The 13,586-nt window shown below is 59.3% G+C and carries 13 protein-coding genes; 6 read left to right on the forward strand and 7 right to left on the reverse strand.

Features of this window, described 5'->3' with window-relative positions:
* Nucleotides 1-69: 69 nt before the first annotated feature.
* Nucleotides 70-1,197 (reverse strand): branched-chain amino acid ABC transporter substrate-binding protein, encoded by a 1,128-nt coding sequence (locus tag GOQ28_RS12805; RefSeq protein WP_160356729.1) that lies wholly within the window; start codon nucleotides 1,195-1,197, stop codon nucleotides 70-72.
* A gap of 285 nt (nucleotides 1,198-1,482) precedes the next feature.
* Between GOQ28_RS12805 and GOQ28_RS12810 the strand changes: the two genes are divergently transcribed.
* A complete protein-coding gene (locus GOQ28_RS12810) occupies nucleotides 1,483-2,082 on the forward strand; it encodes an RBBP9/YdeN family alpha/beta hydrolase (RefSeq protein ID WP_160356730.1) in 600 nt (199 codons plus the stop codon).
* A gap of 51 nt (nucleotides 2,083-2,133) precedes the next feature.
* On the opposite strand, the gene GOQ28_RS12815 is transcribed toward GOQ28_RS12810, so the two are convergent.
* The 6 genes from GOQ28_RS12815 to proC all read right to left on the reverse strand — a co-directional run bounded on the left by GOQ28_RS12815 (nucleotide 2,134) and on the right by proC (nucleotide 8,234).
* Nucleotides 2,134-3,219 carry a sn-glycerol-3-phosphate import ATP-binding protein UgpC gene (locus tag GOQ28_RS12815; RefSeq protein ID WP_160356731.1) on the reverse strand — a complete coding sequence of 362 codons (1,086 nt, stop codon included), beginning with the start codon at nucleotides 3,217-3,219 and terminating at the stop codon, nucleotides 2,134-2,136.
* A gap of 46 nt (nucleotides 3,220-3,265) precedes the next feature.
* Nucleotides 3,266-4,093: a sn-glycerol-3-phosphate ABC transporter permease UgpE gene (gene ugpE / locus GOQ28_RS12820; protein WP_160356732.1), complete on the reverse strand. Its 828-nt coding sequence runs from the start codon at nucleotides 4,091-4,093 to the stop codon at nucleotides 3,266-3,268.
* An 18-nt stretch (nucleotides 4,094-4,111) separates the two neighbouring features.
* Nucleotides 4,112-4,993 (reverse strand): sn-glycerol-3-phosphate ABC transporter permease UgpA, encoded by an 882-nt coding sequence (gene ugpA / locus GOQ28_RS12825; RefSeq protein ID WP_160351705.1) that lies wholly within the window; start codon nucleotides 4,991-4,993, stop codon nucleotides 4,112-4,114.
* A gap of 240 nt (nucleotides 4,994-5,233) precedes the next feature.
* A complete protein-coding gene (gene ugpB, locus GOQ28_RS12830) occupies nucleotides 5,234-6,547 on the reverse strand; it encodes a sn-glycerol-3-phosphate ABC transporter substrate-binding protein UgpB (protein ID WP_160356733.1) in 1,314 nt (437 codons plus the stop codon).
* 224 nt (nucleotides 6,548-6,771) lie between these two features.
* Nucleotides 6,772-7,323: a queuosine precursor transporter gene (locus GOQ28_RS12835; protein ID WP_442862104.1), complete on the reverse strand. Its 552-nt coding sequence runs from the start codon at nucleotides 7,321-7,323 to the stop codon at nucleotides 6,772-6,774.
* 74 nt (nucleotides 7,324-7,397) lie between these two features.
* Nucleotides 7,398-8,234, reverse strand: coding sequence for a pyrroline-5-carboxylate reductase (gene proC / locus GOQ28_RS12840; protein WP_160351702.1), 837 nt, complete (start codon nucleotides 8,232-8,234; stop codon nucleotides 7,398-7,400).
* Nucleotides 8,235-8,629: 395 nt separating this feature from the next.
* Here proC and GOQ28_RS12845 point away from each other — a divergent pair, with 395 nt between their 5' ends.
* The 5 genes from GOQ28_RS12845 (at nucleotide 8,630) to GOQ28_RS12865 (ending at nucleotide 13,479) form a co-directional block, all read left to right on the forward strand.
* A complete protein-coding gene (locus tag GOQ28_RS12845; protein ID WP_160351701.1) occupies nucleotides 8,630-9,745 on the forward strand; it encodes a branched-chain amino acid ABC transporter substrate-binding protein in 1,116 nt (371 codons plus the stop codon).
* Between the two features lie 107 nt (nucleotides 9,746-9,852).
* Nucleotides 9,853-10,779, forward strand: a complete 927-nt coding sequence (gene livH, locus GOQ28_RS12850) for a high-affinity branched-chain amino acid ABC transporter permease LivH (protein WP_160351700.1) — start codon at nucleotides 9,853-9,855, stop codon at nucleotides 10,777-10,779.
* Nucleotides 10,779-12,014 carry a high-affinity branched-chain amino acid ABC transporter permease LivM gene (locus tag GOQ28_RS12855; protein ID WP_160351699.1) on the forward strand — a complete coding sequence of 412 codons (1,236 nt, stop codon included), beginning with the start codon at nucleotides 10,779-10,781 and terminating at the stop codon, nucleotides 12,012-12,014. Before livH ends, GOQ28_RS12855 begins: the two co-directional genes overlap by 1 nt.
* On the forward strand, nucleotides 12,011-12,778 hold the full coding sequence (gene livG, locus GOQ28_RS12860) for a high-affinity branched-chain amino acid ABC transporter ATP-binding protein LivG (protein ID WP_160351698.1): 768 nt from the start codon (nucleotides 12,011-12,013) through the stop codon (nucleotides 12,776-12,778). The genes GOQ28_RS12855 and livG overlap by 4 nt, the downstream gene beginning before the upstream one ends.
* A complete protein-coding gene (locus GOQ28_RS12865; protein WP_160351777.1) occupies nucleotides 12,778-13,479 on the forward strand; it encodes an ABC transporter ATP-binding protein in 702 nt (233 codons plus the stop codon). Before livG ends, GOQ28_RS12865 begins: the two co-directional genes overlap by 1 nt.
* Nucleotides 13,480-13,586 lie beyond the last annotated feature (107 nt).

Here is a 13,586-nt window from a genome sequence, read left to right on the forward strand (position 1 = left end):
TCCGTTCCCCAGTTCGAAAATGCGAAAAGGGAAGCGGATCTCGCTTACTTTAGGCTAGCCAATCAGCAATTATTTATACAGCGTCTTGCTACCGTCCTTGTGCCAAGTAAATACTTGGAATTCAAAATCGTTCAGATCGCCTTGTTTATTCCACGAGGTTTTTCCGATCGGCGTATCGAACGAATTGGCGTGCAAATACTGTGCGACCTTGGTGGGGTCGGTGGTACCCGCACCCTTGATGGCGTCGGCAATGACCTGTGTGGCGGCGTAGGAGGTTAATTGGAAGGCGCCGCTGGCATTGCGTTTTTTGCTTTCAAAGGCTTTGACGATTTCGGCGTTGGCCGGGTTTTGCGTGAAATCGGCCGGCAGCGTGAGCAGCATGCCCTCGGCGGCGGGGCCAGCAATGGCGTTGATGTCCGGATTGCCTACACCCTCGGGTCCCATGAATTTTGCCTTGACGCCTTGCTCGGCCGCCTGGCGCAAAAGCAAGCCCATTTCGGGGTGATAACCGCCGTAATAGACAAAATCCACGTTATTGGATTTCAACTTAGTAATGACGGCGGAATAATCGCTATCGCCGGCGTTAATCCCCTCGAAAACCACGACTTTCGTGCCGGCCTTTTCCAGGTCGTTCTTAACGGCGGTGGCGATGCCCTGACCGTACGATTGTTTATCGTGCAGAACCGCGACGGTGGTCGGTTTGATTTTTTCTAGAATAAATTTCGCGGCTGCCGGCCCTTGCTGGTCGTCGCGGCCGATCGTGCGGAATATAAACTCGTAGTTCTTTCCATCGGTCAACGCGGGCGCGGTTGCCGAGGGCGTCACCATAACGACGCCTTCATTGTTATAGACGTCGGCTGCAGCGATAGTCGCGCCTGAGCATACATGGCCAACCACAAACCCGATGTCGTCATTGACCACGCGATTCGCGGCGACGGGACCTTGCTTGGGCTCGCAGCCGTCGTCGATCACCACGGCTTCGAGCTTTTTGCCGTCCACGCCGCCCGCGGCATTGATCATCTCGATTGCAGTATCAACGCCTTCGCGGACCATGGCGCCGTATTGCGTCACGGGGCCCGTTGTCGGTCCGACGACGCCGATTTTGATGCTTTCTGCATACGCGCCCGCCGATGCGGCGATACCGGCGGCCAGCGTGAGCGCGCTCAGCACAGGGCTCAGACGAAATACGTGTTTCATGGTGGAACTCCCTCAATTCAACAATCGTAGTCAGACGGATGTGTACCGCTGCTTGAAAGCAAGGATACCCGAAACCTCACGCCGCTTGAGCCAGCGGCTCATCGGATTGGTACTAACACCACGGCTCTACGACCTGTTGCGCGCGTTTAGCGGCGATAAAGTGGCGCGGGTCGGTGTGCAGCGCGGCCGGGACACCGCCGTTGCCTAGTTTTATATCGAATTCCGTATAAACAAAAGGCAATTTATTCGTTTACGGTCTTTAGTGCGCGCGGCATGATGAACGACATGAAATTCCAACCGATTATCGTGCCGGGCTGGAAAAATTCGGGTCCCGGTCATTGGCAAACACGGTGGGCGCAATGCCTGCAGCATGCGCACCGCGTCGAGCAGCCGGATTGGGTGTATCCGGAACCGGCGACGTGGCATGCGACGGTGGCGCGCTATGTCGATCAAGCGGAGTGCCCGGTACTGCTGGTCGCGCACAGCCTGGGTTGTCTGGCGGCGGTGTCATTGCCCGTGCCGCTGCGCGCCAAGGTGGCGGGTGCGCTATTGGTGGCGCCACCCGATGTAGAGCGTCCGACTGCTGCGCCTTGCATACGCGACTTTGGCCCGGTCCCCCTGCATTCGCTACCGTTTCAATCCGTCGTGGTGGCGAGCGATGACGATCCGTATTGTGCGCTCGCGCGGGCGCGGGAGTTCGCGCACGCCTGGGGTAGTCGGTTGGAAATATTGAAAGGCGCCGGACATATCAACGCGGAGAGCGGCTTTGGCGACTGGCAGCAAGGCTTAAAGATACTGGCGGCATTGCGCCGCCGGGCGGTGTGGAGGGTAAACGCGCCATTGCCCCGCGTGGCAAAGGTGCAGGAAGTCGTGAGCCTGCCGTAGGGCTGGGGGTGTCTTCGGCACGCTGGCGCGCCGAAGACAAACCGCGCCGACTTAGTCGTCGATGCGTCGGCCGGTATCCTGATCGAACCAGTGCAGCGCATGGCGGCTGTCCGGGCCCAATTGGATCTGCGCGCCCGGTGTAACACCGCGATTGGCGAGCAAATGCGTCGAGCAACGCACCACTAGTGACGACTGGCCACAGCGCGCGTGCAGCAATTGCTCGGACCCCAGCGTTTCCACCATTTCGACTTCGGCGGTGATGCCGGGCTGGTTGAGCACGATATGTTCGGGACGCAGGCCCAGGATCACCTTGCGGCCGCGTACGCGGGCCGGCACTTGTTCAGCGCCGATTTGCAAGGCAATACCGTCCTCGGTGGTGATGACGCCGTCTGCCGAGGTGACGACGTTGATCAGGTTCATCGGCGGCGAGCCAATGAAGCCAGCCACGAAGATCGAAGCGGGCTTTTCGAAGACTTCCATCGGGGTGCCGATCTGCTCGGGCACACCTTGGTTCATCACAATCATGCGATGAGCCAGCGTCATCGCTTCCACCTGATCATGGGTCACATACAGGCTGGTGGTGCCCAAGCGGCGATGCAGCTTCATGATTTCCAGACGCATGGCCACGCGCAGCTTGGCGTCCAGGTTCGATAGCGGTTCATCGAACAGAAACACCTTGGGCTCGCGCACAATGGCGCGGCCCATGGCCACGCGCTGACGCTGGCCGCCGGAGAGCTGGCGCGGCCGACGGTCGAGCAACTTTTCCAGTTCCAGGATCTTGGCCGCGGCCTCGACGCGCTGGCGGATCTCGTCTTGCGAGAACTTACGGATTTTCAAGCCATAAGCCATGTTGTCGAACACGCTCATGTGCGGATAAAGCGCATAGTTCTGAAACACCATGGCGATGTCGCGCTCGGCGGGTTCGAGTTGATTGACGACCTTGTCGTCGATCAGGATCTCGCCGCTGGTGACGGTCTCCAGGCCGGCGACCATGCGCATCAGCGTGGATTTGCCGCAGCCAGAGGGGCCGACGATAACGATGAATTCACCGTCTTTGACGTCCATATCAATGCCATGAATGACGGGGACGTTGCCGGCGTAGGTTTTCTTGACGTTGCGAAAGCTCAGGGTTGCCATGAGATGTATTCTGCGTAAGCGGCTGTCTGCTTGGGAGACAGCACGGTTATTTTTCGGTATCGACCAGACCTTTGACGAACCACTTCTGCATAAAGATCACGACCAGCACGGGCGGAATCATCGCGAGCAGCGCGGTAGCCATGGTGATGTTCCATTCCGTGACGCTGTCGCCGCCGCTGATCATGCGCTTGATGCCAATGACCACGGGGTACATGTCTTCTTTAGTGGTGATCAAGAGCGGCCAGAGATACTGGTTCCAGCCATAAATGAACTGGATCACGAAGAGCGCCGCGATGCTGGTGCGCGACAGGGGCAGCAGCACGTCGCGGAAGAATCGCAGCGGTCCGGCGCCATCGATGCGCGCAGCCTCGACCAGCTCGTCGGGCACCGTCAGGAAGAACTGACGGAACAGGAAGGTGGCCGTGGCCGATGCGATGAGCGGCAGTGTCAGGCCCGCGTAGCTGTCGAGCATGCCCAGGTCCGCGACGACTTTGTAGGTCGGCGCGATCCGGACTTCCACGGGCAGCATCAGCGTGACGAAGATCATCCAGAAAAAGAACATCCGCCCGGGAAAGCGGAAGTAGACCACCGCGAACGCGGATAAGAGCGAAATCGCGATTTTGCCGATCGAGATCGCCAGCGCCATGACGAGGCTGACGTAGAGCATATTGCCCACGCCGGCGTTGGTCAGTGCCCGGGTGTAGTTCTCGAGGAAGTGCGCGCCGGGCAGCAGCGACATGGGCGCGGAAGCGACCTCTTGGGCGGTTTGTGTGGAGGCGACAAACGTCACATACAGCGGAAAGGCCACCAATGCGACCCCGCAGATCAGAATGACGTGAGCGAAGATGTCTAGCCAGGGACGGCGTTCAACCATGATGCGTAGCCTTTTGGATCAGTACTGGACTTTGCGGTCGATATAACGGAACTGCACAACCGTGAGCGCGACGACGATGAACATCAGCACGACGGATTGCGCGGCGGAGGAGCCCAGGTCCAGGCCCTTGAACGCATCGCTATAGACCTTGTAGACCAGAATCGAGGTCGCGGTGCCCGGACCACCTTGGGTGGTGGTATCGATCACGGCAAAGGTATCGAAGAACGCGTAGATGACGTTGACAACGAGCAGGAAGAACGTCGTCGGCGACAGCAGCGGGAACACGATGGTCCAGAACCGGCGGGTGGGTGAAGCGCCATCGATCGCGGCGGCCTCGATCAGCGAGCGCGGGATCGATTGCAGGCCAGCCAGGAAGAACAGGAAGTTATACGAAATCTGTTTCCATACGGCCGCGATCAGCACCAGGATCATGGCTTGATTACCATCCAGGCGCGGGTTCCAGCTGACGCCTATCTCGGTCAAGGCTACCGCCAGAATCCCCACCGAGGGGGAAAACAGGAAGAGCCACAGCACGCCCACCACGGCGGGAGCCACGGCATACGGCCAGATCAGTAGCGTTTTATAGAGGCCCGCGCCACGGATGACACGATCGGCCATGACCGCCAGCAGAAGCGAAACCGCCAGGCCTACAAAAGCAACCAGCACCGAAAACACCGCAGTGACGCGGAAGGAATCCAGATAGGCCTCTTGCTGGAAGAGGTCAATAAAGTTGTCAAACCCCACGAACTCGCTGGACAGACCAAAAACATCTTGCAGTTGCGTGGATTGCCAGACAGCCTGGCCCGCGGGCCAGAAGAAGAACACCAGCGTGATGAATACCTGCGGGGCCAACAGCAGGTAAGGCAGGGACTTGTGACGGAAGACGACGCGTTTTTCCATGAGGCAAGACCCGGTTAAAAGGTTGAAAGGGCGCGCGCGGGCGCCGACAAAACGTTACGGAAAGGTGCGCGTAAAGGCATGGAGATCAAACAGGCTCGGCGTGAGGGGCCCCGGACTGGGCGGCGGTGTGCGGCACGCGGCGGCGGCAATGCAGCACCCGGAAGCGATCGAGCAGATGAAAGCTAAGGACAGAACATCCGGCGGTTTTCGCGAATCATCGGAAAACCGCCGGTCTAGGACTTACTTGGCGCTCTTCTCGAATTTCTCGAGGAGTTCGTTACCGCGCTTGACCATGGTCTTCAGGCCATCTTCGGCACTGGTCTTGCCGGAGACGATGCGTTCCATCTCTTGATCCTCGATCTCGCGGATCTGCGGCAGGAAGCCCAGGCGCAGGCCGCGCGAATTCGAGGTGGTTTCTACGTTGAGCTGTTCAACGGCGACTTCAGTGCCGGGGTTCTTGTCATAGAAGCCCGACTTCTTGGTCTCGTCGTAGGCGGCAATGGTCACCGGCACATAGCCGGTTTGCTGGTGCCAGCGCGCGGCGATTTCAGGCTTGGCCAGGAAGTGGAAGAACTCGGTCACGCCTTTATAGACTTCAGGCGATTTCTTGGCGAAGACCCACAGCGATGCGCCACCGATGATGGTGTTTTGCGGCGCACCCTTGACGTCGGCATAGTAGGGCAGGCTCGATACGCCGAATTCGAACTTGGCGTTCTTGGCGATGTTGGCGCGCATGCCGCTCGAGCCGGTGATCATCGCGCATTTGCCGCTGGTGAAAAGCGCATTGGGCTGGTCGCCACGGCCACCGTACATAAAGATCCCATCTTTGGCCATATTGGCCAGGTTCTCCAGGTGGCGCTTGTGCAACGGCGTATCGATAGCAAGCCGCGCACCGAGACCGCCGAAGCCATTGTCCTCGGTGGCGTACGGCACGTTATGCCAAGAGGAGAACGTTTCGAGCTGCGACCACGACGGCCAGGACGTCGTGTAGCCGCATTCCTGGCCAGCTTCCTTGAGCTTTTGACCAGCTTGAGCCAGCTCTTCCCAGGTCTTGGGCGGCTTTTCGGGGTCGAGACCCGCCTTTTTAAAGGCGTCCTTGTTGTAGTAGAAGACCACCGTCGAGCTGTTAAACGGCATGGAGATCAGCTTGCCGTCTTGCGACGAATAGTAGCCCGCCACCGCGCCGATGAAAGCCTTGGGATCGATCGGCTTGCCGGCTTCTTCGCTCATTTCCTGCACGGGTTTGACGGCGCCCTTGGCGTGCATCATCGTCGCCGTGCCGACCTCGAACACTTGCAGAATATCCGGCGCGTTTCCGGCCCGGAAGGCGGCGATACCGGCGTTCATGGATTCGCCGTAGTTGCCTTTATAGACGGCGTTGACGCGATAGTCGGGATTCGATTTGTTGAATTCCTCGACCAGCTCGTTAACGCGTTCGCCCAGGGCGCCTTCCATGGAGTGCCAGAACTGGATCTCGGTGGCGGCGTTGGCCGACGTGGGGGCAAACGCCGTGAAAATGGCGGCCAGGGTAAAAGCAAGACGTTGCTGTCTCATGTTTGGATTCTCCGGTTTGCGTGCGTAATAAGGGCCACGGTAATGGCCGCAGTGAACACGACACCTTATGTATGGCTTATGACAGAGGTGTGAACTTTTGCACCGACGGACTGCACTGTCAAATCACATTGACAACTGACGTTTTAACAGCACAGTTCGAACGAAAAGCGGTTAAGTAAAAACAATGCGTGAGTGGTTGTGACGGCTTATGTGTATCTTTACCGTTATGGTTGTTGATCGCGAGGCGAGTGTGCGGTGTCCGGCGGGCGCGCGATATTCCACATCAGCGCGCGGAACGGTGCGAGCATGGTGAGATTGACGACGAGCTTGATCGCAAGATCGCCGAGCATCCATGTCACCCACGGCGTGCCGGTGGCGGCGAAAGCCACGCTGAAAAACACCGCTGTATCAAGCAGCGCGCCGACCGTGCCCGACATCAGTGGCGCGAGCCACCAGCGTTTATCACGCAGGCGGTCGAACACACGGATGTCAGCAAGCTGCGCACAGATGTAGGCCAGCCCCGATGCCAGTGCAATACGCGGCGAAGCCACCCAGACGGAAACAAGTAGCGCCAGGGCAAAACCAACCCATGCCACGCGGCGCGCCGCATGCGGCCCGAAACGCCGGTTCAGTACGTCGGTGACGAGGAAGGCGACCGGATAGGAGAGGCCACCCCAGGTCAACCAGTCGTTGATCGGGAACTGAACCAGGATATTCGAGCCCACGACGATCAGGCCCATACAGAAGACCGCGACGGCGAAATGGCCGGCGGTCATGGGCTGAAAACGGTGGGGCATGCGTAGCGCGGGATCGGGCGATCGCTCAGTGCGAGGCTGAGCGGTTCGCATCATCATGACCTGCCGAACTCGTCAGCCAGCTCGCGCGATCGCTGTGCGGCGGCTTGCATCGCGTCACGCACCGTGTCGCGCAGATTGGCTTGATCGAATATCTGTAGCGCGGCCGCCGTCGTACCGCCTTTGGAAGTCACCCGCTCCCGTAGTACGGCAGGGGATTCCGTGGCCTGTTCGGCAAGGCGGGTGGCGCCGGCCAAGGTACCTAGCGCAAGCTGCTTGGCTTGCTCTTCGGTGAGGCCGACCGACAGGCCACCCGCGATAAGGGATTCCAAGAATAAAAACACATAAGCCGGGCCGCTGCCCGAGAGTGCGGTGACCGCATCCAGAGCGGCGTCGTCCGCGACCCAAACCACTTGTCCGACGCTAGCCAGCAGGCTTTCTGCGAGCTCGCGGCCTGCGGCGTCGACGCCCGGCATCGCGATCAGGCCAGTGACACCAGCGCCGACCAGGGCAGGGGTGTTCGGCATACAACGCACGAGGTTTTGCCACGGTGCGCCGGGTTCGCCCAGCCAGTTGGCCAAGGTATCGGCACGTATGCCAGCGGCGACGCTGATGATAAGCGTGTCTGGTTGCAGCCAGGGACGCGTGGCCGCGACGGCTTCACGCAGTTGCTGAGGCTTGACCGCATACAGCCAAACGTTACAGCGACGCAGCGTTTCGTCGGGTGCGCTCGCCGCGGTGCATCCTCGCTGACGCCAAGCTTCTTGAACGTCTGTGCTGGGATCCACAACATGAAGATTGCCAGCCGGGCAAATCTTTCCCGAAAGTCCGCTGGCCAACGCCGACGCCATGTTGCCGCCGCCGATAAATGCAATGGAGAGATGTTGATTCATGGCGCGATTGTAGCCCTGTGTGGCGAGGCTCGTCGCGCGGTTACATGTTCGTTCGCACAATTCGCGAATGCAAGCCTCGTGTAAGCAAGGAAAGGAATACTTGCGCCGCGTTTGTGCCTACCAAACCGAACAAAAGCGGTCATGGAAGCAAATTGAGGAAAACGTGCGCGCAGGTCTGCGCACGCGTTACCCGTGTGCTGCCTCAGCGGTTGAGAGCAGCTATCCCATCATTGGGGATTACACGCAGTGACAGGGTCACTGGCAGCTTCCAGAATACCGCCGACGTTCTACGTTTGCTCAAGAAGCCGGCAATGCGCGCGTTTGGCCATCGGATACCCTTCGACCGGATTTCAAAGCGCACAAAGCTGTCCATCCCTATAGCCGGAGAAATTTCAATGAAGCTTCTGCACCGCATTAATCCCATCGCCCTGGCTCTGGGCTCGATGTTGCTGGTCGGCGCGGCTCATGCCGCCGATACCATCAAGATCGGTATTCCCCAGCCCATGACTGGTCCCAATACTCAGTATGGGACGCAGATCCAAGCGGGCGCGCTGACTGCGATCGAGACGATCAATGCCCAAGGGGGTGTCAAGGGTAAAAAGCTCGAACCCATCCTGATTGATGACGGCTGCGAGCCCAAGCAGGCCGTGCCGGCCGCGAACCGAGTGGTGAACTCCGGTGCGAAGTTTGCCGTGGCGCACGCCTGCTCCGGCGTGACGGTGCCGGCCGTGAATGTCTATGAGCAAGAGGGCATTGTCGCGATCACCCCGGGCGCGACCTCGCCGCTGGTGACGGATACGACCAAGCCGCATTTCTTCTTCCGCACGATCGGGCGCGACGACCAGCAAGGACCGTTCGCCGCGAACTATATCGCCAAGACCTTGAAGCCCAAGAAAGTCGCGGTACTGCACGATAAGCAGACCTATGGCTCGGGCGTGGCCTCGCAGGTCAAGAACAGCCTGGAAAAAGAAGGCGTGAACGTGGCGCTGTACGAAGGCATCAACGTCGGCGACAGCGACTATTCGGCCGTGATTACGAAGCTGAAGTCCTCGGGCGTGGATCTGGTGTATTTCGGCGGCTATCACCCGGAACTGGGTCTGCTGCTGCGTCAGTCGCGCGAGCAGGGGCTGAACGTGCAGTTCATGGGCCCGGAAGGCACGGCTAACCAGGATCTGGTGGCGATCGCAGGCCCGGCCATCGAGGGTCTGCTGGTGACGCTGCCGGCCGACTTCACCAAGATGCCTGGCAACGAAGGCATTGTGAAGGCTTTCCACGACGCCAAGCGTGATCCGGATGGCGCATTCCAAATGCCCGCGTATGCGGCCGTGCAAATCCTGGCCAAGAGCATCGATGCGGTGGGCGAAGACCCCGCCAAGGTGGCCGACTACATGCACAGCAATACGTTCGACACCGGTATCGGCAAAGTCGAGTACGACGCCAAGGGCGACTTGAAGGACTTCGAGTTCGCCGTTTTCAAATGGGACAAGGACGGTAAGAAAACCCAGCTGTAAACAAGCGATGCCCCGATCTACCGGTCGGGGCCAGCACGTACGCCCAGGTTTCCGGCTCCGGGTTGTTGTTACCGGGGCCGGTGCTATTTGGAGCATAGGTAAATCTCATGTCTGACCTTATCCCTCAATTGACCCAGCAGATCTTTAACGGTCTGTCGTTGGGTGCGATTTACGCGTTGATTGCCATTGGCTACACAATGGTCTACGGCATCATCGGAATGATTAACTTTGCCCACGGCGAGATCTACATGATCGGCGCTTATGTGGGGCTGGTGACCTTGACGGCCATCGGCACAGGTAGTGGCATGCCGCTGCCCTTTGTCGTGGCCGCGATGCTGGTCGTGGCGATTCTTGTGACAGGGGTGTATGGCTTTAGTGTCGAGCGCGTGGCGTATCGGCCGGTGCGAGGCAGCCAGAGGCTGGTCGCGCTGATCTCGGCCATCGGGATGTCAATCTTTTTGCAGAACTGGGTGGCCCTGGGGCAAGGTGCGCGTGATATGGCCGTGCCGTCCTTGATCTCGGGCTCGGTGCAGTTTCACATGGGTTCGGATTTCGATGTGACGCTGCCGTATTCGCGCATCATGATCATTGTGGTGACCGTGCTGCTGATGGTGGCGTTGTCATTGTTCATCAAGTATTCGCGCATGGGCCGGGCGTCGCGCGCGTGCTCGCAGGATATGCACATGGCGAATCTGCTCGGTATCGATACGAACCGGGTGATCTCGTTTACCTTTGTGCTCGGTGCGATGCTGGCGGCCGTGGGCGGCGTGCTGATCGCCATCACGGTGGGCAAGCTCAATCCGTTTATCGGCTTTATCGCGGGCATCAAGGCGTTTACGGCAGCGGTGCTGGGCGGTATCGGCAGCATACCGGGCGCGATGCTGGGTGGCGTGCTGCTGGGCCTGGCGGAGACGTTGGCGGCGGCGTACATCTCGTCGCAATACAAGGATATTGTGGCCTTTTCGCTGCTGGTGTTGATTCTGCTGTTCCGTCCGACCGGGCTGCTCGGCAAACCTGAAGTGGAGAAAGTGTAATGGCCGCGAGTAATGTGAAAGGCGCCGTCATTGCAGCCGTGCTGACGGCGATCATTGTGATGCCGGTGTTTGGCGTGCAGTTGTTGCGTCAAGGCGCGACGACGTATCTGGAGCCGCGCTGGGATCTGGTGGCCTGGTCGGCGGCCGTGGTGTTTGTATTTCAGCTGGTGCGGCCGTGGTTGGCGATACCGTTTCGTCGACTCAAGACCAGTGTGCCGGAACTGCCCGCCGCGCCTACGAAGGGGCGCAAGTGGGTGGTTGTGCTGCTGGTCGCGGCCGCGATCATCTGGCCGTTCTTCGCGGGACGTAGCACGGTCGATATCGCAACGCTGGTGTTGATCTATGTGATGCTGGGCCTGGGGCTGAATATCGTGGTGGGCTTTGCGGGTCTGCTGGATTTGGGCTTCGTGGGCTTTTATGCGGTGGGTGCCTATACCTATGCCTTGTTGTATCACTGGGCGGGTTGGGGGTTCTGGGAGGCCTTGCCGTTCTCGGGCTTGATGGCGGCGATATTTGGTTTCCTGCTCGGCTTTCCGGTGCTGCGTCTGCGTGGGGATTATCTGGCAATCGTGACGCTGGGGTTCGGGGAGATCATCCGTTTGCTGCTGATCAACTTGAACACCTTTACGGGTGGCCCGGACGGTATCTCGGGTATTCCAAAGCCCACCGTGTTCGGCTATGAGATGACGCGTCGTCCTAGTCAGGAGGGCACGGAGACGTTCCATCAATTGATGGGTTGGACGTTCGATAACCAACACATGGTCAACTACCTGTATCTGATGGCATTGGCCTTGGCGTTGATCACGTTGTTCGTGTCGTCGCGGTTGATTCGTATGCCGGTGGGGCGTGCCTGGGAAGCTTTGCGCGAGGACGAGATCGCGTGCCGTTCGTTGGGGCTGAATCCCACGCGCATCAAGTTGTCGGCGTTCACGCTGGGCGCGATGTTCGCGGGCTTTGGCGGGGCGTTTTTTGCCGCGCGTCAGGGCATGGTGAACCCGGAGTCCTTTACGTTTATCGAGTCGGCGCTGATCCTGGCCATCGTGGTGCTGGGCGGCATGGGCTCGCAGGTGGGCGTGATTCTGGCGGCGATTTTGTTAACAGTGCTGCCTGAGGTGGCGCGTGAATTCGCCGAATATCGCATGCTGATGTTTGGTCTGGTGATGGTGTTGATGATGATGTGGCGTCCGCAAGGGTTGTTGCCCATGAAGCGTCCCCATGTGGAGCTGAAGCCATGAGCGAAACGTTGTTGAAGGTGTCGGGCCTGACCATGCGGTTCGGCGGTTTGTTGGCTGTCGATAGCGTGGCGTTCGAAGTCAAGCGCGATGAGGTGTTTGCGATCATCGGGCCGAACGGGGCGGGGAAGACGACCGTGTTTAACTGCGTCGGTGGGTTTTATAAGCCCACGGGTGGCGAGATCGTCATGGACGGGCAGTCCATCACGGGGTTGCCTAGCCATAAGGTGGCGCAGCATGGGTTGGTGCGGACTTTTCAGAACGTGCGGTTGTTCAAGCAACTCACCGTCTTGGAAAATCTGCTGGTGGCCCAGCATACGCAGGTGGAATCGCGCCTGTTGCCGGGGTTGTTGAAGCTGAAGTCTTATCGCCAGTCGGAGGCGGAGGCGTTGCAACGGGCGGCGCAATGGCTGGATTTCATGGGGCTGCGCGAGTATGCCAATCGTGAGGCGGGGAATCTGGCTTATGGGCATCAACGGCGCTTGGAGATCGCGCGGTGCATGATCACGAAGCCGCGTCTATTGATGCTGGATGAGCCGGCGGCGGGGTTGAATCCTCAGGAGAAGCGCGATTTGCAGGGGCTGATTGATCAGCTGCGGCGGGAGTTTGGCGTGGCGGTGTTGTTGATTGAGCACGATATGAGCCTGATCATGGGGATTTCGGATCGCATCCTGGTGATGGAGCATGGCAAGCCGATCATGACCGGGACGCCGGAACAGGTGCGTAGTGATGAGCGCGTGATTAAGGCGTACCTGGGGGAAGAATGATGCTGAAGCTGGACAATATTCATACCTATTACGGTGCGATTCAGGCGCTTAATGGCGTGTCGGTCGAGGTCAATCAAGGCGAGATCGTGACGCTGATTGGGGCGAACGGCGCGGGTAAGACGACGCTGTTGATGACGGTTTGCGGCAATCCGCGAGCGAAGTCGGGGACGATCACGTTCATGGGCGAGGACATCACGCACGTGGACACGCATCACATCATGCGTAGTGGGATTGCGATTTCGCCGGAAGGGCGTCGGGTGTTTAAGGATCTGACGGTGGCGGAGAATCTGATGATGGGGGGCTTTTTTAGCGACCGTCAGCAGATTGAGGCGGGGCTTGAGCATGTCTACAAGCTGTTTCCGCGGCTTAAGGAGCGGGCGGCGCAGCGGGCAGGCACGATGTCGGGGGGCGAGCAGCAGATGCTGGCGATCGGGCGGGCGTTGATGACGCGGCCTAAGCTGTTGTTGCTGGATGAGCCTACGCTGGGGTTGGCGCCGCTGATCATTGCGCAGATCTTTGAGATTATCCGGCAGATCCGGGAGGAAGGGGTGACGGTGTTCCTGGTCGAGCAGAACGCGAATAAGGCGTTGCAGGTGGCGGATCGGGGGTATGTGTTGGAGAACGGGCGGGTGGTGTTGCAGGATACGGGGGCTAACTTGCTTGTTAATGCGGATGTTAGGAAGGCTTATTTGGGGGCTTGAGAGGGTCTGCTGAGGCGCGCGGCCTGAACGGGAAGAGGCGCATTGTCAGGGGCTCGCTTTTGCGTTGCCCCTTTTTTGCGTCTGGTTTGGGCGATTAGGTTTAGATT

This window comes from Bordetella sp. 02P26C-1 (assembly GCF_009763255.1).
Classification (GTDB): domain Bacteria; phylum Pseudomonadota; class Gammaproteobacteria; order Burkholderiales; family Burkholderiaceae_B; genus Bordetella_A.